At 47.1% G+C, this 17,712-nt stretch carries 18 protein-coding genes; 13 read left to right on the top strand and 5 right to left on the bottom strand.

The genetic code is table 11. The annotated features are described in order from the left end of the window. The first annotated feature begins 2 nt into the window (after nucleotides 1-2). The 6 genes from ccoG to gdhA all read left to right on the top strand — a co-directional run bounded on the left by ccoG (nucleotide 3) and on the right by gdhA (nucleotide 6,841). The gene (gene ccoG / locus DFR28_RS06495) at nucleotides 3-1,433 is read left to right on the top strand and encodes a cytochrome c oxidase accessory protein CcoG (protein ID WP_170131997.1); all 1,431 of its coding nucleotides are present in this window, start codon (nucleotides 3-5) and stop codon (nucleotides 1,431-1,433) included. A 42-nt stretch (nucleotides 1,434-1,475) separates the two neighbouring features. Beyond that, nucleotides 1,476-1,649 carry a hypothetical protein gene (locus tag DFR28_RS19630; protein WP_170131996.1) on the top strand — a complete coding sequence of 58 codons (174 nt, stop codon included), beginning with the start codon at nucleotides 1,476-1,478 and terminating at the stop codon, nucleotides 1,647-1,649. Nucleotides 1,650-1,692: 43 nt separating this feature from the next. Next, nucleotides 1,693-4,272 (top strand): heavy metal translocating P-type ATPase, encoded by a 2,580-nt coding sequence (locus DFR28_RS06490; protein ID WP_113953537.1) that lies wholly within the window; start codon nucleotides 1,693-1,695, stop codon nucleotides 4,270-4,272. Nucleotides 4,273-4,298: 26 nt separating this feature from the next. After that, on the top strand, nucleotides 4,299-4,487 hold the full coding sequence (gene ccoS / locus DFR28_RS06485; protein ID WP_113953536.1) for a cbb3-type cytochrome oxidase assembly protein CcoS: 189 nt from the start codon (nucleotides 4,299-4,301) through the stop codon (nucleotides 4,485-4,487). After that, a complete protein-coding gene (locus tag DFR28_RS06480; RefSeq protein WP_113953535.1) occupies nucleotides 4,484-5,215 on the top strand; it encodes a sulfite exporter TauE/SafE family protein in 732 nt (243 codons plus the stop codon). Before ccoS ends, DFR28_RS06480 begins: the two co-directional genes overlap by 4 nt. A gap of 264 nt (nucleotides 5,216-5,479) precedes the next feature. Continuing rightward, on the top strand, nucleotides 5,480-6,841 hold the full coding sequence (gdhA, locus tag DFR28_RS06475) for an NADP-specific glutamate dehydrogenase (RefSeq protein ID WP_113953534.1): 1,362 nt from the start codon (nucleotides 5,480-5,482) through the stop codon (nucleotides 6,839-6,841). Between the two features lie 143 nt (nucleotides 6,842-6,984). On the opposite strand, the gene DFR28_RS06470 is transcribed toward gdhA, so the two are convergent. The 3 genes from DFR28_RS06470 to DFR28_RS06460 are packed head-to-tail and all read right to left on the bottom strand — an operon-like array spanning nucleotide 6,985 to nucleotide 8,142. Beyond that, nucleotides 6,985-7,401, bottom strand: a complete 417-nt coding sequence (locus DFR28_RS06470) for a DUF6691 family protein (protein ID WP_113953533.1) — start codon at nucleotides 7,399-7,401, stop codon at nucleotides 6,985-6,987. Beyond that, nucleotides 7,402-7,824 carry a YeeE/YedE family protein gene (locus DFR28_RS06465; protein WP_113953532.1) on the bottom strand — a complete coding sequence of 141 codons (423 nt, stop codon included), beginning with the start codon at nucleotides 7,822-7,824 and terminating at the stop codon, nucleotides 7,402-7,404. An 18-nt stretch (nucleotides 7,825-7,842) separates the two neighbouring features. After that, entirely contained in the window at nucleotides 7,843-8,142 is a 300-nt protein-coding gene (locus DFR28_RS06460; RefSeq protein WP_113953531.1) for an ArsR/SmtB family transcription factor, read from the bottom strand. 243 nt (nucleotides 8,143-8,385) lie between these two features. Here DFR28_RS06460 and DFR28_RS06455 point away from each other — a divergent pair, with 243 nt between their 5' ends. Continuing rightward, the gene (locus DFR28_RS06455; protein ID WP_113953530.1) at nucleotides 8,386-8,856 is read left to right on the top strand and encodes a DUF411 domain-containing protein; all 471 of its coding nucleotides are present in this window, start codon (nucleotides 8,386-8,388) and stop codon (nucleotides 8,854-8,856) included. A 30-nt stretch (nucleotides 8,857-8,886) separates the two neighbouring features. After that, nucleotides 8,887-9,828, top strand: a complete 942-nt coding sequence (locus tag DFR28_RS06450) for an SDR family oxidoreductase (protein ID WP_113953529.1) — start codon at nucleotides 8,887-8,889, stop codon at nucleotides 9,826-9,828. Nucleotides 9,829-9,841: 13 nt separating this feature from the next. On the opposite strand, the gene DFR28_RS06445 is transcribed toward DFR28_RS06450, so the two are convergent. Both DFR28_RS06445 and DFR28_RS06440 read right to left on the bottom strand, forming a co-directional pair. Then, nucleotides 9,842-10,636, bottom strand: a complete 795-nt coding sequence (locus tag DFR28_RS06445) for a hypothetical protein (RefSeq protein WP_113953528.1) — start codon at nucleotides 10,634-10,636, stop codon at nucleotides 9,842-9,844. A 16-nt stretch (nucleotides 10,637-10,652) separates the two neighbouring features. After that, nucleotides 10,653-11,594 carry a sterol desaturase family protein gene (locus DFR28_RS06440; RefSeq protein WP_113953527.1) on the bottom strand — a complete coding sequence of 314 codons (942 nt, stop codon included), beginning with the start codon at nucleotides 11,592-11,594 and terminating at the stop codon, nucleotides 10,653-10,655. Nucleotides 11,595-11,773: 179 nt separating this feature from the next. Between DFR28_RS06440 and DFR28_RS06435 the strand changes: the two genes are divergently transcribed. The 5 genes from DFR28_RS06435 (at nucleotide 11,774) to lnt (ending at nucleotide 17,704) form a co-directional block, all read left to right on the top strand. Further along, nucleotides 11,774-12,835, top strand: coding sequence for a PQQ-dependent sugar dehydrogenase (locus DFR28_RS06435; RefSeq protein ID WP_113953526.1), 1,062 nt, complete (start codon nucleotides 11,774-11,776; stop codon nucleotides 12,833-12,835). A gap of 549 nt (nucleotides 12,836-13,384) precedes the next feature. Beyond that, nucleotides 13,385-14,320 (top strand): poly(ethylene terephthalate) hydrolase family protein, encoded by a 936-nt coding sequence (locus DFR28_RS06430; RefSeq protein WP_113953525.1) that lies wholly within the window; start codon nucleotides 13,385-13,387, stop codon nucleotides 14,318-14,320. Nucleotides 14,321-14,490: 170 nt separating this feature from the next. After that, on the top strand, nucleotides 14,491-15,288 hold the full coding sequence (locus DFR28_RS06425; RefSeq protein ID WP_113953524.1) for a lipase secretion chaperone: 798 nt from the start codon (nucleotides 14,491-14,493) through the stop codon (nucleotides 15,286-15,288). Between the two features lie 66 nt (nucleotides 15,289-15,354). Further along, entirely contained in the window at nucleotides 15,355-16,077 is a 723-nt protein-coding gene (locus DFR28_RS06420) for a lipase secretion chaperone (RefSeq protein ID WP_113953523.1), read from the top strand. Then, on the top strand, nucleotides 16,070-17,704 hold the full coding sequence (gene lnt / locus DFR28_RS06415; RefSeq protein WP_113953522.1) for an apolipoprotein N-acyltransferase: 1,635 nt from the start codon (nucleotides 16,070-16,072) through the stop codon (nucleotides 17,702-17,704). The genes DFR28_RS06420 and lnt overlap by 8 nt, the downstream gene beginning before the upstream one ends. Nucleotides 17,705-17,712 lie beyond the last annotated feature (8 nt).

Below are 17,712 nucleotides of genomic sequence, written 5' to 3'. Positions count from 1 at the left end.
TCATGAGTCAGTCGTTAAAAAAGATTCCAGTTGAAGTAGGGCTGTACGAGAAAAGTGACAAGATTTACCCGCGTGAAGCCAAAGGTAAATTTCAAAATTTTCGGGTGTTCAGTGTCTATGCATTACTGGGTTTGTACTACGTGTTGCCGTGGATAAACTGGGGCGAGCGCCAGGCTGTTCTATTTGATTTGCCGGCACGCAAGTTTCATATCTTTTTTCTAACGTTTTGGCCACAAGATTTCTTTTTTCTAACTTTGCTGCTCATATTAGCGGGGTTGTCGTTGTTCTTCTTTACCGCGATTGCTGGCCGTGTGTGGTGCGGGTTTGCCTGTCCACAAACCGTTTGGACTGAGGCTTTTGTTTGGATGGAGCGCTGGGTCGAAGGTACGCGCGCTCAACAAATAAAATTAGCTGCAGCGCCGTGGACATTTAACAAAATCCGCAAGCGAGTGACCAAGCAAGTCCTGTGGATTACGTTTGCATTGTTTACAGGTCTAACATTTGTCGGCTACTTTCAGTCGATTGACCAATTGTTTGTTGATTTCTTCAATTTCAATATTGGCGGCTGGTCATTATTTTGGGTTCTGTTTTATGGCTTTGCGACCTATGGCAATGCTGGGTTTATGCGCGAGCAAGTTTGCAAATACATGTGCCCGTATGCGCGTTTTCAGAGCGCCATGTTTGATCGTGATACGCTGATAGTTGCTTACGATCAGAAGCGTGGTGAGCCACGCAGTCGCGGCAAAAAACGCAAAGATGCAGCCGAGGATGCACCAGCTGGAGACTGCATTGACTGTGGTATTTGTGTACAGGTTTGTCCAACCGGTATTGATATCCGTGATGGACTCCAATACGAGTGCATTGCCTGCGCCGCGTGCATTGATGGTTGCGACGAAGTTATGGAACGTATCGGTTTACCAACCGGGTTAATTAAATACAGTACTGAGTCACAAGATAGTGGGGATAAGAAAACTCTTCTTCAAACTGTTTTTCGGCCTCGTGTGTTGATCTATGGCACACTTTTGAGCATCGTGTTTATAGGGTTTATAACCGCTTTAGCGATGCGTTCTACGTTGCAAGTCGACGTGCTGCGTGACCGCAATGCATTCTATCGGTGGGCTGATAACGGCGAGATTGAAAACACTTACCAGATTCGCGTCATGAATAAGAGTCAGTTCGAACAACACTATAAAGTGGGCGTGACAGGCTTAGATAATGCCGATGTGCGTTGGGCTAAAGCGCTCGAAGATGGGCAGTCTCGTGCGGTTGCAGCCGGAGAAATTGGTGAATTCACTGCTATTGTCAGTTTACCCGCTAATGCTGATCACCGTCGTTCTCAATCCGTCAAGTTGACGTTCGCGGAAACCGAAGGCGAAAAACCATCGTCAATTACTGAAGAGTCCCGTTTTTGGGGACCTGCTAATGTTGATTAATCGGATTAAAACGATTGTCGATTACTACCAAGAGATCACACTATGACTAGCCAAACTGTCGCAAAGAAAACGCTCAATAAGGATCAACCGTGGTATCGGATTGGTATGGTTTGGTTAATGATTTCGCTGCCGTTAATCGTGGTGATCGCGTCCATGGTCACCGTGGTCATTGCCTATCAGAACGCGCCGAATATTGTGCATTTAGAGGGTCAGTAACGCATTAGCTATTATTCGGCTAGGCATACTTAAGAGCAATCAATTGAATACGCTAGCAGTCGATGCCAAAACACCGCTCACGGCTAAATCGAGTCAATCAGCACTAGCAAATATGAGCGACGACAAGCCTGAGCCTCTGGTGTGCTTTCATTGTTTGGAAGCTGTGCCACCGTATACGACGCTGTCGGTGACCATCGATGCCCATGAACGACCCATGTGTTGCGTTGGCTGCAAGTCGGCGGCGGAATTTATTCTGGCGCGGGGACTTGAACGGTTTTATCAACATCGTGGTGATTTGTCTGCCAACAAGTTTTTCGCTGAAGTGGCGGTGCCGAATAAGAGTGATACTCGGTCTGACTCAGCGACACAATGGCAGTTTATTGATACGCCTAATGGCCAGAAAACCTATGTGCATAGCGAGCCGAATGGAACTAGGTCGGTTCGTGTCGAAGTCAGCGGAATTTACTGTGCCAGTTGTAGCTGGTTGATTGACCGAGCAATTCGAGAGATCGCACACGATCTACGTGTCCGAGTTGATACTGACGCCAAATGTATCTACCTCGAAACGAGTGATTCAGACTTTCTATTCGCCGACGTGTTGGCGACCATTGCCGGTCTCGGATACGCGCCCAAACTATGTGCTATTTCCGAATCGCCCATGGCAAGCATCCGAAACCGAGATGAGCGTCTGTTAGCGATCAAGCGTATCTTGGTCGCTGGGTTCGGCACTATGCAAGTCATGACCTATGCGGTTGCTAGCTATGTCGATGCTGCCAGCATGCAAACGCAGTACGCTCGGTTTTTAGCACTCGTTAGTTTGTTGGTTGCGACCGTGGTGGTGTTTTACTCCGGAAGCCCATTTTTTCGAAATGCTTATAATGACCTTCGACATAAGCGTCTCGGCATGGATGTGCCAGTTGCACTGGCAATTGGTGGTGCTTATTTTCCTAGCGTTTACACCGTGTTAACTGGTGGCTCCACGCACATCTATTTTGATTCTGCTGTGATGTTCGTGTTTTTTCTCTCACTTGGCCGCTTTCTCGAAATGCGTGCTCGACACCGACTTACTGGCGCTAACGACGATGTTGAGAGTTTGTTGCCGCGTGTAATTACTGTGCAACGATTTCACGATAATCAAGTAACGTCGCTTGAAGTGGAGCCACAACAAATACAAGTTGGTGATCAAATGCAATTGCGAGCTGGCGATATTGCCGCTTTTGACGCGTCTATTACTGGAGGCAGTGGCGAGTTTGACGAGTCGCTGATCACTGGCGAGTCTCGCCCAGTATTGCATGCAGCGGGCGATCGCGTGGTTGCCGGCAGCCGTGTATTAAGCGGAACATTGATGCTTGAAGCTGTTCATGGTTGGACTGATTCAAGCATCTTTAAAATTCAGCGCTTACTGCAAAAAGCCGACAGGCCAGAGCGCCTAGCTCATAGCTACCTAGAGAGCGCCGGTCGATATTTTGTTGCCGTGGTTCTGTGTCTAACTGCGCTAGTTGGTTTGATCTGGAGCTTTTATCAACCTGACCGAGTGTTTGAGGTGTGTCTCGCTATGCTGGTGGCGTCATGTCCTTGTGCGTTTTCTCTTGCTGCACCGGTTGCGCGCAGTACCGCAATAAACACCTTGAAACGCGTTGGAGTTTTGATCTCGAACAATCGTGCTTTGGAGTCGATCGCTACGGTGTCACATTGGTGCTTTGATAAAACGGGTACGATCAGCGCGGGAAAAATGCGAATTCAACAGATCGTTTCAGTTGGCGAACAGGCCGAGATACAAGGGCTCAAAATAGCATCTAGCTTAGAGTCACAATCGGATCATTTATTGGCAAGCGCTTTTCAAACGGTGGATCAGCTTTTTGCGGTGTCGGGGTTTAGTGAAGAGACCGGGCAGGGCGTCACTGGCCGTATCGATGGAGTCCGTTATTACTTGGGTAAACGCGGCTGGGTTTGTGAGCGTACCGGTATAGCGATTACTGAGCTAGATTCCGCGATGGGTTTCCCGGCCAATCACCAACAGGATTCCGAGGTTGTGTTAGCCAGTTCAGCGCAATTAATCGCAATTTACTTAGTGCGTGACGAAATTCGACCATCGGCAGCTAACTTAGTAAATCACCTAATTTCTAACGGGCAGCAGGTTACCTTGATCAGCGGGGATCGAGAGTCCGCTGTGCGTTCATGCGCCGAGTCGCTGCAGATAAACGACTATCGTGCTAATCAACTACCAGAAGACAAACTGGATTATATTTCTAGCCAGCAACAAGCAGGGCAGACATTAGCCATGGTTGGAGATGGTGTCAATGACGCGCCCGTACTTGCGGCCGCTGACTTCAGCGTCGCACTTGCCTCTGGTAGTGAGCTCTCGGCGAATAATGCCGATGTTATTTTGCTAAATGGAAACTTAGGTCGATTAATCGATATTCAAACGGTCGCCACGCGTACTCAACAGGTAACTCGACAAAACCTAGTCTGGGCCTTAGGGTATAACGTGCTTGTGTTACCCTTAGCAGCCTTGGGCTTCCTGACACCTTGGATTGCGGCACTTGGTATGTCTTTGAGTTCCCTGTTGGTGGTATTAAACGCGAGTCGAATCCGGCGCGCGCTGGCCAAACGTAGCCGTTAACAAACTCATTGAGCAGGCACAACCTAATGGAAATTATCTATCTTCTAATTCCGCTGAGCTTAGTACTGGTGGTGGCCGCTATTTGGGCTTTTTCGTGGGCGGCTAAAAGTGGTCAGTTTGATGATCTCGACTCACCGGCGTTAACCATTCTAGATGACGATTCTTTTGATTCTATTGATCCTCACAAACCGAATCGTGGTGATAGCGCAGAATGACATTTTGGTCGGCGTTGATTCTCGGTCTTCTGGCGAGTGCGCACTGCGCGGGCATGTGTGCCGGTTTGCAAATGGCGATGTTATCCGGACCAACTAGCAACCAAGTTATTCGCTCCCAAACCGATGCTATTTGGCACGTTGCATTACTTAACTTCGGTCGTATGGTTACCTATGTGAGCCTCGGAGTAGTATTCACATTGTTGAGCTACACGGTGGTCGCTCAGCTTAATATTAGCGCCGTGAGTCGTGCCTTACGAATTGCCACGGCACTGACTATTGTATTGATTGGCATTCAATTATTGATGCGAAAAAAGCGCCCATTCCAACGCTTGGAGCAGTTAGCCAGTTCAATCTGGCGACCAATTAGTAAACTCATTGTGCATGACAGTAATCGACGCTACCGATCATTTTTGGCGGGAATTGCCTGGGGCTTTCTGCCATGTGGTTTGGTCTATGGGGTTCTTTTAACAAGCGTGTTTTCCGCCGACGTATTCGGTGCTGGTTTGGTGATGCTGGGGTTCGCGATTGGAACTATGCCCGCGCTAGTATTGTCTGGTTTGCTGTTTAAGCGGTTTCAGTCTGTTGTTTCCAACCGCTACAGTCAAACTATCGGTGGTCTGTTTTTCATTCTTGGTGGGCTGGCCATGCTCACCGCGCCGTACTGGGTTTCGCGTGAATTCCTAAATGACTACCCATTGCTGTTAAACACCGTTTTCTGCATTACCTAAAGACTCAATTCAACGTATTTTTAAAACAATGCGATTGTAAATCAGAGGGGGCTGCGATGCTCCACTTGCTTCCTTTAACTATTCAAACTGCCCGTTTAACTTCGACGTTCACCAGAGGTCGTGGACGTCGCTTATGGCAGAAAAGCCAGACAAGACCCAGCTGACGGGCATATACTATTCTGTAGGAGTTATGTTAGTAGTCAGCAGGTAGTACTGTGAGGGTTCAAGTACTGTATAAAAATTCAAACAATGTGGGGAGCACCAATGTCAAATACATACGAAACGGATGAAGTAGATGCATTCATGGCCGGGTTAGAGCGACGAAATTCAGGCGAAACTGAATTCTTGCAAGCGGTAGAGGAGGTCGCAACAACGATTTTGCCGTATATAGCAAAGAATCCTAAATACAAAAAGGCACGTATTCTTGAGCGAATGTGTGAACCAGATCGAATGATAAGCTTTCGTGTTGCTTGGGAAGACGACGAAGGCAATGTGCGGGTCAACCGCGGCTATCGTGTACAGTGCAATAATGCGATTGGGCCATATAAAGGTGGTTTGCGCTTTCATAAAAGCGTTACGCCGAGTATTTTGAAGTTTCTCGCGTTTGAACAGACGTTTAAAAATAGTCTAACCGGACTGCCAATGGGCGGTGGTAAGGGCGGTGCAGATTTTAATCCGCAAGGTAAGAGTGACCGCGAAGTCATGCACTTCTGCCAAGCTTTTATGACTGAATTATTTCGACATATCGGCCCAAATACTGACGTGCCTGCTGGCGATATCGGTGTCGGTGCGCGCGAAGTTAGCTATATGTTTGGCCAATACAAGCGCTTAAAAAATGAGTTTGTAGGCGTGCTTACCGGTAAAGGTCTGCAGTTTGGCGGTAGCGAAATTCGTACCGAGGCAACCGGTTATGGATGCGTTTATATGATGCAAGACATGCTTAACCATCATGACATGACACTTAAGGATCAAATCGCCATTGTGTCTGGGTCTGGTAATGTCGCGCAGTACACGTGCGAAAAGGCGACACAGTTGGGCGCGAAAGTGGTCACTATGTCGGACTCGTCGGGGTATATATATGACAAAGATGGCATCGATGCGGAAAAGCTTGCCTTTATTATGGAGTTGAAGGGGGTTCGCCGTGGGCGCATTTCTGAGTACGCTGATAAATACGGTGTTGAATTCCACGCAGGTAAAGCACCTTGGAGCGTCAAAGGTGACTTAGCGTTTCCATGTGCTACGCAAAATGAGATTACCGTTGAAGATGCCAAAACGTTGATTGGCAACGGTATCAAAGCCGTGTGCGAAGGAGCTAATATGCCGACCTACAAAGACGGTATTGACGCATTCCAGCACGCCGGCGTGTTATTTGCTCCGAGCAAAGCCGCGAATGCTGGTGGTGTAGCGGTATCGGGTCTAGAGATGACGCAAAATAGCATGCGATTATCGTGGGACCGAGAGGAGTTAGATGCTCGTCTGCGTAAAATAATGACTGGCATTCATGATAGCTGTGTTAAGCACGGTGACGGCCATCCAACGACGGATCAGGTCGACTACGTCAAAGGTGCCAACATCGCTGGGTTTATCAAAGTTGCGGACGCCATGCTAGCTTATGGTGTTATGTAATACACGGGCTGACACTGCAAGACTTCGCTGACACAGGCGGCGTAAAAAGCTCGATCATAATAATGGTCGAGCTTTTTTTTCGAGGGTTTAACTACATTGGATTACGGTTGAATGATCAAGTCGGCAGAGATCACGAGTTTGGCTTATCGAACTCGATCCATATAACGACGCGCAAGTGCCATGCTAACTAGCATAGATACTAAAAATAGGCCGAGTGGCTTCGGTGCCACCAAAAAACCAACAACGGCTGGGCCCGGGCAAACCCCTACGAGCCCCCAACCAATTCCAAATAGAACTGCGCCGATGATCAATTTTCGATCTAAGTCGGTATTTGTTGGTAGGGAGAATTTCAAATTGAACAGCGACACATCTCGCTTCAAGACCAGCTTATAACCGACCATAGTGACACTGATTGCACCAATCATAACGAAAGCCAAGCTTGGGTCCCAAGCGCCAAAAATATCGAGGAATCCAATTACTTTGGCAGGGTTGACCATGCCAGACACAATAATTCCAATGCCGAATACTAACCCAGAGATAAAAATCGTAATAAGTCGCATTTAATTAACTCCTGACAAGTAGTTGACGGCAGCAACAGTCAACACGGCGGTTAACATAAAAGTGATTGTCGCAACCATTGAGCGAGCCGATAAGCGCGATAATCCGCAGACTCCGTGCCCCGATGTGCAGCCGTTTCCAATTACCGTACCGACACCAACGAATAATCCCGCTATCACTAACAATACTGAGTTTTCAGTGATTTCGAGAGCAATGAAGTTGTTGGCAAAGAGCGAATAAACAATCGGTGCAGCGAGTACGCCGGCAATAAACACCAGCCGCCAGGCAGTCACACTTGTTGGTCTAGAAATGGCTCGACTGACAATGCCGCTGATTCCCATGACGGCTCCTTGCGAAGCCATTAAAATTACACTTGCTAGGCCTATTAAGCCACCGCCGAGTAGAGCTATTAGATAGTCGTTCATATGTTTTGCCGAGTTGAGTTAAGGTTCAGAACAATAAGTGTCGTGAAGAAATGAAATTAGCTTCAGCAGATTGTCATCAGTGATCGAATAAAAGATTGATTGACCGACACGATTGCTTTTGAGTAAACCTTCACGACGTAGAATGGATAGTTGTTGAGACATAGCCGGCGGCTTCATTGAAACCAGCTTACAGAGTTCGCCAACCGATTTCTCGCCATCAGTCAATTGGCAAAGTATTAGTAAACGATTAACGCTAGAAAGCATCTTCATTAGTTCGCTGACTTGCGTTGCTGATTGGTTAAGTCTTTCAATATTCATAATTCATTATATATGCAAATAACGAATAATAAACAGCGCTTGATGATTAAATTGTTGTCTGAAGTACGGTTTATTTGATAATGATGAGCAAGAGCTTAGAGGGAAGCCACCATTAATAATGTACTTTATTAAGCCCAGACTCGAGTGATAGCTGACTCATGGAAGTCACGATACTTTGCGTAACTTACGTTAAACTATGCCAGCAATGTACTAAACAGTGTTTGAAGCTTAGGCCTAAGAAATATGAATATACGAATCAAAGCCTGGATATTTATCGGGCTTATCAGCAGTTACACCACTCAATCCATGGCAGAAGTATCGATGACGGTATACAAGACACCTAGCTGTGGATGTTGTCAAAAATGGGTTGATCATTTAACCGAGAATGGCATTCAAACCAATGTTATTGCATTGTCTGACCTCGCTCCAATCAAGTCGAAGCATGGTGTGCAAGGTCGTTACCGATCCTGCCATACTGGCTTGGTTGCTACTGAGTACTCTGAAGGCAAGCATTATATTTTTGAAGGCCATATACCGGCCAAGTACGTTGAAGCGTTTTTAGCCAACCCGCCAGCAGGCGCGTTTGGGCTGTCGGTTCCTGGTATGCCAGTTGGGAGCCCCGGCATGGAAGTCGGTGACCGACTTGATTACTACCAAGTGCTGCAGCTCAATGAAGACGGGTCGAGTTCTGTGTATGCTCATGTTAATCAATAACGCTTTAAGCATTTAATTGAGGACCAAGCGATGACCACCAACCAAATTACCAAGCCGCGTGAATTTACTAAGACTAGTACTGCCACTGATGTCACCGAAGGGGTCGACTTGGCGGGTAAAAATATTGTGGTCACCGGCATAAACTCAGGACTAGGGCTTGAAACCATGCGCGTGCTAACGAGTCGTGGCGCGCACATTATCGGTACTGCTCGAACCAAAGAGAAAGCGGCAACAGCCGCTGCGTCTATCGATGGCAAAGTAACCACCGTTATCTGCGAACTCAGTGATTTTGGATCAGTTAGACAATGCGCTGATCAGGTTAATGCGCTCGATCTACCGATAGATGGATTGATTTGTAACGCCGGAATTATGGCCTTACCGAAACTGGAATTAGCGAATGGTTTTGAACAACAGTTTAATACCAATCATTTAGGGCACTTCATTTTGGTGAATAGGCTACTTGACTCAATTAAACGGGCTGATCAAGGGCGTATTGTGATGTTGTCGAGCTTAGCGCATAAAATGGCGCCTTTAGGGGGGATATTATTTGACAACCTCGACGGCTCCAAGTGGTACAAAGATTGGCCGTTTTATGGTCAGTCAAAATTAGCCAATATGCTGACAGCGCTCGCGCTTTCCGCTCGTTTAGAGGGCAGTTCTGCCACGGCCAACGCGGTACATCCGGGCATCATACGCACTAACCTGAGCCGCAATATGGGCGGTATTCAAGGTGTCTTGTTTAATAATCCTATCAGTGGTTGGTTTGTCGGAAAAATGCTGGGCACCAAGACAATCGCGCAAGGCGCGGCAACCCAATGCTATGTAGCAACTGCGCCTGAATTATCGACGGCGAACGGTAAATACTTTGCAGATTGCAGTGAAGAGCGACCGAGTCGATATGGGCAAAGTGTCGATTTAGCGGAGCAATTGTGGTCGTTTAGCTACGACGCAGTAAAGCCGTATATTGAATGACGTAAGAAGTGGTCTATGCCCGATGCTGTTTAACCAGCTTGTGTAGCACTAATGCTCCCCACACTAAGCTAATTAGAAGAATGCTCGACCCTAACCAAAAGCTGAAGCTCGCCAATTGGGTGTCGTATTGCAAGCAATCGAGCTGTGTCAGCAAATTTCCCCAATCGTGAGACTCCTCACCAAGACCTGCAATCAACGGCAAACTACGAAAACTTGCGTCTGCGATATAGGGTGATAAATCGATAAAACTCTGACCGCACCACCATAAAGTGACCGACGCGGCGAATGGATGGCGTTTCTTAAATACAAAAATAATGGTCAGTGCCAGCGGCAGAGCAACCTGAAACAAGCTGCCTCCAAGGATGGTCATAAAGTTCCCAAAGGGTCTAAATAGGATGTGACCAAACTCATGGAACGGTAAGTTTACCAAGTGCATAAACGAGCCCATAATTGGTTCAACACTCAGGCCTGCGATAATAAAACGCCAACCCCAAATAAACACAATCAGATACAGCACTCCGTATCCGAGCAGCTGTTCGAGAATTACGGATTGTGATGTGTTGGGCATCAGGTAGTGCAGCATACTGGTTGGTTGGTTTTGGCGAGCATCGTTACCGGCATTGGGTAATGAATCTCGTCTATTGCGGCTAGTGACATTTGTTGGTAAATCGTTGTGAGCCTGCGGCTCGCGCTGCGCAAGAAAGCGCTCATAGACTATACCGCAGGCTGGACAAATACTATCCAGCACAAGGGCATCACCTGCATTTCTAATGTAGTCGCATTTGGGGCATTGACGGATTGTTGGCATGGTTTACCTGTCTGCGTCAGCCTGCGACTTCATCGGTATTGCTATCGGAATTAGATCTCAACACCTTAGATCGCAACACCTTAGATCGTTTGTCTTCACCATCATGGCTCCAGCCGGGCGCTAAAAATAGATAGCGTAGTTTATCGCTCCAGCTAGTTGCGCGATGCACGTCACTTAGAATCGCGCGGTACTCATGCGTTGCAACATCAATTGGCCGCAGCGAGGTAATATTCGTAGTCAATCCATACACGGGTTTCTCTGTGGCTACTTCCTTCGAGAAGCTACCAAATAGGCGATCCCAAATTATGAGCATGCCGCCATGATTACAATCTAGGTACCGTATATTCGATGCATGGTGTACTCGATGATGTGAGGGCGTATTAAATATCCATTCAAACCAGGTCGGTAAGCGGCCGATGAGTTCAGTATGGAGCCAGTATTGATAGAATAAATTCCACGCCATAACAGTCAAAATCATCAATGGGTCAAAGCCCAACAGAGGAAGTGGCAGCCAAAATAGATATTTGTGTAAGCGTTCTCCAACACCTTGGCGAAGTGCGGTGGCGAAATTCATTCGGATCGCCGAGTGATGCGACACATGCCCAGCCCAGAAAAGACGAACTTGATGATTTAGTCTATGAAACCAGTAATAAATAAAGTCGTCTAATAAAAATAGTAAGACCCAAGCCCACCATTGACGCCGCACAATATCGCGCAATGGAGACAGGTCGGCTAAGTAGACCAGCGCAATAAATGCTAAAAACTTGGGCGCAAGGTCAACCACACCAACCAACAACATCATCCAAATCGACGCTTTAGTATCTCCGATTTCGAATAGCTCGGGACGATAACGACGGCTATAAATCCATTCAATCAATAGTGCCGCGAAAAAAATTGGCAAAAACACATAGATCAGATCATCTTGGGAAAATTCATTGATGATATTTTTTAAGTCCATAGCTTAAGCCTTATGCGTGTGGATTGATTTGAGATAGTTATCTTCGCTCATTGTAGCAGGCAAAATCATGCGCATTTCCATCACCTGAATTGTCTATAATTGACGCAGATAATTCTAGGAGATTCACCGTGCAGAAGATCGTTATTTTTTTCATAACCTATTGTTTCACAGCGGTTGTTATGGCCGCCAGTAACGGATTACCTTTTATGGTCACTCCGATTGCTTCTTTTGATGAACCCTGGGCCATGACCTTTCTACCTGACGGTCGAATGTTGATTACGGAAAAACCTGGGCGATTGTTGGTGGTAACGCAAAATGGTGACGTTTCGAGGCCGGTAAAGAACGTTCCAAAAGTCGATTACCGCGGGCAGGGCGGCTTAGGCGATGTGGTGTTACATCCCGATTTCAAAAACAACAATCTTGTTTATATAAGCTACGCTGAGGCAGGCGATAATAATACCCGTGGGGCTGCAGTGCTCCGTGCCACATTGGAGCTTGGCGATGACGGTGCCGCCGCTTTGACTGACTCCAAAGTTATATGGCGACAAAGTGCTAAAGTCACAGGCAGCGGTCACTACGGTCACCGAATCGCATTTGATGCTAATGGCTTTCTGTTTATTTCTTCCGGCGAACGGCAAAAATTTGATCCCTCGCAAGACATGAAGAGTAACCTGGGTAAAATTTTACGTCTAAATGACGATGGGTCGATTCCAAGCGATAACCCGTTTTTTGATCAAGGCGGCATTACTGCTCAGATTTGGTCGTTGGGTCATCGCAATCCACTGGGGCTGGCATTCGATGCAGAGGGTCGCCTATGGAATACTGAAATGGGGCCACTACACGGTGACGAACTCAACCTGGTGAAACCAGCTAAAAACTACGGTTATCCCATAGTGTCGAATGGTGACCATTATAATGGCGATGAAATCCCGAACCACGACACCAGACCTGAATTCGAGGCACCTAAGGCTTATTGGGTACCGAGCATTGCGCCATCCGAGCTAATCTTCTACAACGGCAAAGTATTTCCAGATTGGCAGGGTTCGGCATTTATTGCTGGCCTAAAATCGGCCGCGATCATACGAGTTGAGATTAACGGCGATACTGCTAAGGAGGTCGATCGTTTTGATATGGGAACCCGTATTCGTGAATTAGAACAAGGGCCCGATGGCGCGATATGGGTATTAGAAGACAGCAAGGGAGGGCGTCTGTTGAAGCTTACCGAAAGCACTATTCAATAGGAGCCTATTGCTCATTCGCACTTATTAAGATGACGCGGATGCGAATCGATAGTATTTAGTAAAGTATCTGTGAATACCAATAAGAGGCTGAGCTAGTTAACTAGTTCAGCCTCTTTTTTATGACTGGTTTGCGCTTAAAACAGTAAGCAGTCAAATTAAGGCTTTCCAAGCTATTTTTCGGATACCTGCAAAAGGAATCGCTTAGTGTTCATCTATTCATCGCTTCGAATCTCGCACGTTGAAGGTAAATAATACTATTTATCAAGTACTTAAGATTTTTCGCGGCGGCTACGTTTTTTGCCAACAGTCACTAATAATTTACTTTAGGACGCCTACGTCAAAGCCACGGAGAGCTTATAAAACCTTAGGTCGGCTTGAGCGGAGCTTCGGTGTGCATGGGTCTGCGCATGACTTCCTTGTCATCTGTTTATTAATATATCTTATTATTATATGATTAATCTGTTCAGGTAACTGGACACGTAGTTTTTTGTAGTTGATCAATGAAGTATTTTATTAAAACAATAATGATATAAACCAAAGGATAACTCTATGAAAACCACCACATTAATCAAATCAACCCTATGTATCATCTCTCTCTCTTTTTCTTTGTCCGCGTTCGGTGGCGGCAGCGGGGGAGGCAGTACCGGTGACGACCTACCGTTGCCAGATACTTGCACCAGCAATTGCGGATACGAACTTGGCCCTAACCCAAGTCTCTCTTTCGTGAGTGCCGCGCAAGGACCCCAGCCAGTCTCAACAGTCAGTGTGTCTAGCTCTGTCGATGGATTCGGCGGCGGTACGATTTACTATCCAAGTAACATATCCCAAGAAATGGCGGCAATTTCTATAGCGCCAGGCTTTACCAATACGCAGTCGGCAATTGCTTGGTGGGGGCCGTTGTTGGCTTCTCATGGCTTTGTAGTCATTACCATCGATACTAACTCGCGCTTCGATCAGCCTGATAGCCGAAGCCGACAGCTCGACAGTGCATTGTCGTATTTGATATCGCAAAGTGATAGCTCAAGTAGTTCTATCTCTGGCCTGGTGGACGAAAATCGCTTGGCAACCATGGGATTTTCCATGGGCGGTGGCGGATCGCTACAAAGCGCCTCTCGTAATCGCTTAAGTGCGGCGGTGCCTCTTGCTCCTTGGAATTCAGGTAGTAATAGCTTTAATCAAATAGCGGTACCAACAATGATCATGGCCTGCGAAAACGACTCCACTGCTAACGTTAGCTCGCACGCCAGTCCTTTCTACAACACAATTCCTACAAGCACGGACAAAGCTTTTATGGAGATTTCTGGCGGTCAACATAATTGCGCCAATGGTAGCAATAGCAATAATGCTTTGCTCGCGACCTATGGTGTGTCTTGGATGAAACGATTTTTGGACAAGGATCACCGCTATAATCAATTCCTATGCGGACCAAATCACGAGTCGAATAGCCGCATCTCTGAATTTCGTGATACTTGCGACTTTACCTAGAAGATTGTTTAGCAATAACGCGCACAGTGTTATCAACTAAACGGTGATGCGCGCGTTGACATGGGGCTCGAGCAATCGAGTTCCATGTTTTCTAGTTACATGAGGAGTTGGTAAGGCGCATACCCTTGCCACACACTCCTCGACGTACGTTCCATAGAAGAGGAGGTTATATGTCGAAACTCAGCCTTACAATTATCGCGGTCTCGGTGGCTCTACTGTTGTTGGTTGGTATTGTCGTGGTGCAAAAGAATTCTAGCGTCCCAACGTACCCCCCTCAGCGATCTGCCGACCGAATTTCAGAAAATACATTATCGGCGACAACGCAACAGTCTGTGGCCGACAATATTGGAAGCGCATGGCGTTGGGACAAGGTTGGCGTGTCTGGTAACACGGCCGATGCTGCCGCCGACCAATCCTCACGGCCATTTACGCCAAAGTCTGTTTATGATGCTTTGCAGGCAGTGAAACTAGATGATAACGGCGACGTGGTCCTCGATCATGACGCTTTGCTATCGCTTGATGAAGCCTTGGAGCGAATTTACAATAGGCTAGACCAAGCATCTGCCACCGAGCTACAAGAGCTGATCAAATCAGCGCTGCCTGGAAAGGCCGGTGAGCAAACCGCTGAGCTAGTTGACGATTACCGGCAGTTCTTGCGTGCCAAGGAGGAGTTTAGTCAAATGTATGAGAATACTGCAAACGCACACGGTGAGCCGACCTTGCAGTCGTTGACCAGCGACCAACAACTGTATTCTGAATTGCAGGCGTTACGAGAGGTTTATTTGGGTAGTGAGACGACTAAGCAGCTGTTTCAAGTGTCTGACGCGAACGCCGAGTACATGTTTGAAAGTTTGAAGCTAGGTGTAGACCCGAGTCTGTCGAGCGAACAAATTGCCGCACGACAACAGGAACTGCAAGATCGATTAAAAGATCAAACTCAAACTCAAACTCAAACTCCAGTTCAGTAAACACGATGTCAGTGACAATGGAATGGCTGATTTCCCCAAGTCACTGCTTGCGTGTCATTACCGACTATGTTGACTAGTACACTCAGAGCGGGCGGGTTCTACTTGCTGATCGGCATAGTTTGCTGGCTTGTGGCTCATCATTATCGATTACATCACTCAAGCTTTGATAGCGAAACCAGGTCTGCGTCGCAGGCATGGCTACAACCCCGCACCTTAGATGAAAAGTACCCAGAGCCAGTGGGAAGTTACGCGGGGAACATTGACTTCTATGCCATCGAGAAGCTTCTTTGGAAAGTTCAAATTAACCCGTCGGGGGCGCTGACCCTCGGCCCTGAAACGGCTGAGATCCTACATTCAATCAACCGCTATCTACCGGATCAAATGGTTCCCAGCGATTACCGTCGTCTGGCTTTACTAACGGCTAAAATTTGGCCTGATACTCGCAGCGTGGAAATCGCGCCGTTATTGCGACAATATAATCACTACCGGAGCGCTTACCGAGCAGGTCAGAGCAAGCTCAACAGTCTGTTGGATGGTGACAAATATAGGTTGTTGCAGACCTTGGATCGAACCCTAGAGCAGCAACAACAAGATTTTTTTGGGCATGAGCAAGCGAGTGCGCTATTTAGCCAGCGAAATATAACAACACATTACCTAAATCAACGTCGACTCATTCAACTCGATCCAAGCCTTACTAAGGCGCAGAAGGTAACGCGCTTAAACACTTTGCGACAAGAGTATCAAACGACTCGGCTGGCTCGCGATAACTCGCAGAAAATAAGTGATTAATCGGAATAAGACGCGTTTGGTCGGAATGAACATGTGGTTAAAGCAACTCATGCTGATGTTCATTTTCGCAGCGTTGTTGTCCGCGGCATTTATTCGGCAAAGTGACTTTTTCTTCACTTGGATCGCTTTCGTGCCTTTGCTTTTTGCGTTGGAAAAAGCGTCACTCAAGCGTAGCTATCTACTAGGACTGTTTGGTGGCTTAGTTGCGTATGCAATGGCTATGTACTGGATGGTCGATTTTATTGTGTTGTCAAAAGGCTTAACTCGGCTTGAGAGCACCTTGTTAGCCTTCATTGTGTGGTTATATTGTGCACATCAAATTGCCGCAATCACCTTGATATTTCAGTGGCTTCGCCGCGCTACAACGGTATCAGAGTTTCTTTTGTTTCCAATCATCGTGGCGGCGATGACAGTCTATTTCCCAGTGTTGTTTCCGATGAAACTTGCTGAAACTCAGAGCGACTTCTTACCAGCGCTGCAAGCCACGCAGTGGGTTGGAACCCACGGACTTGATGCGCTGATCGCTTTGGTGAATATTATTGTTTTTTACTCGATTCATCGGTTTATTCCGCTCGCACCTCGTGGTGAAGCTCCAGGTAAACTGGCATGGTTGATTGCTGGGTTCATCGTAATAGTCTGGTTTTCATATGGCCACTCTTCCTATCGGTGGTGGCAGCAAGAAACGACGGCATGGGACAAGCTTAAAGTTGGCATTGTGCAACCCAACGAGACGCCGACTCTGGGCAAGACTATTCAGCATGTAGGCTATAGCCTTAGCTTTCCGCCAGAGATGCACATGACCGAGCGCTTAAGTGAACTCGGCGCGAAAATAGTCGTATGGCCGGAAGCACAACCTAAAGGATATTTGAATCATCAGCAGGTTCAACATGCGTTTGCCGCACGAACTCAAGACCTTGCGGTGCAGCTAATTTTTCAGGATACCAGTCAGCGACGCAACGCTTTGACTGGGAAAATTGAGAGCCAATACAATACGGCCATTATGATCGATGCTACAGGCTCTGAGTTAGGCCAATATCAAAAATTAAAGCGCATTCCTTTCGGTGAATATTTGCCATGGTTCGTAGGCGAACCGGCTTCCAAGGCGGCGATTAAACGTTGGTTGGGAGACTTTCTCAATGAAATTCAGGCCGGAGATCAGTTTTTGTCGTTTGACACCGAGTCGGCCACAATAATTCCGTTGATTTGTTATGAAACAACATTTCCTGCATTCGTTGGCACAGCGGTTCACAAGTCCCGCCTAGAGCGTGGTCAAACAGACAGACCCGGCGGGTTGTTGCTGGGGCTATCAAATGACGGTTGGTTTGGTTCAAGTATTCAACCTTATCAACATATTATGTCATCGACGCTCAGAGCTGTCGAAAACCGGCTCCCGCTGGTACACGTCACTAACAACGGGCCGTCAATTGTCGTTTCACCGAGTGGGGATAGACTATTTGAGTCAGATTTCAGACGTGCTGCGGGCTACTTGGTCGACGTGCCGATTTCGAATAAGGCACAAGGCTCATTTTATAGCCAACATCCGGCTTTATTTGATCGCGCATTGCTGGCTCTACTCATTCTCATTTGTGGTTTGGCGCTAGTGAGATCAGCAACTATACAGAGCTAAAACTATGC

The organism is Arenicella xantha (assembly GCF_003315245.1).
Taxonomy (GTDB): Bacteria; Pseudomonadota; Gammaproteobacteria; order Arenicellales; family Arenicellaceae; genus Arenicella; species Arenicella xantha.
Note: the sequence above shows the minus strand (reverse complement) of the source record. Positions and strands in the feature narration are given on the sequence as shown.

Coding starts and splice junctions, on each gene's coding strand:
- ccoG (WP_170131997.1), top strand. CDS start 3: ATGAGTCAGTCGTTAAAAAAGATTCCAGTTGAAGTAGGGCTGTACGAG.
- DFR28_RS06460 (WP_113953531.1), bottom strand. CDS start 8,142: ATGAATATTGAAAGACTTAACCAATCAGCAACGCAAGTCAGCGAACTA.
- DFR28_RS19630 (WP_170131996.1), top strand. CDS start 1,476: ATGACTAGCCAAACTGTCGCAAAGAAAACGCTCAATAAGGATCAACCG.
- DFR28_RS06435 (WP_113953526.1), top strand. CDS start 11,774: ATGGCCGCCAGTAACGGATTACCTTTTATGGTCACTCCGATTGCTTCT.
- DFR28_RS06425 (WP_113953524.1), top strand. CDS start 14,491: ATGTCGAAACTCAGCCTTACAATTATCGCGGTCTCGGTGGCTCTACTG.
- DFR28_RS06440 (WP_113953527.1), bottom strand. CDS start 11,594: ATGGACTTAAAAAATATCATCAATGAATTTTCCCAAGATGATCTGATC.
- DFR28_RS06420 (WP_113953523.1), top strand. CDS start 15,355: ATGTTGACTAGTACACTCAGAGCGGGCGGGTTCTACTTGCTGATCGGC.
- DFR28_RS06480 (WP_113953535.1), top strand. CDS start 4,484: ATGACATTTTGGTCGGCGTTGATTCTCGGTCTTCTGGCGAGTGCGCAC.
- ccoS (WP_113953536.1), top strand. CDS start 4,299: ATGGAAATTATCTATCTTCTAATTCCGCTGAGCTTAGTACTGGTGGTG.
- DFR28_RS06445 (WP_113953528.1), bottom strand. CDS start 10,636: ATGCCAACAATCCGTCAATGCCCCAAATGCGACTACATTAGAAATGCA.
- gdhA (WP_113953534.1), top strand. CDS start 5,480: ATGTCAAATACATACGAAACGGATGAAGTAGATGCATTCATGGCCGGG.
- DFR28_RS06470 (WP_113953533.1), bottom strand. CDS start 7,401: ATGCGACTTATTACGATTTTTATCTCTGGGTTAGTATTCGGCATTGGA.
- DFR28_RS06455 (WP_113953530.1), top strand. CDS start 8,386: ATGAATATACGAATCAAAGCCTGGATATTTATCGGGCTTATCAGCAGT.
- DFR28_RS06450 (WP_113953529.1), top strand. CDS start 8,887: ATGACCACCAACCAAATTACCAAGCCGCGTGAATTTACTAAGACTAGT.
- DFR28_RS06465 (WP_113953532.1), bottom strand. CDS start 7,824: ATGAACGACTATCTAATAGCTCTACTCGGCGGTGGCTTAATAGGCCTA.
- DFR28_RS06430 (WP_113953525.1), top strand. CDS start 13,385: ATGAAAACCACCACATTAATCAAATCAACCCTATGTATCATCTCTCTC.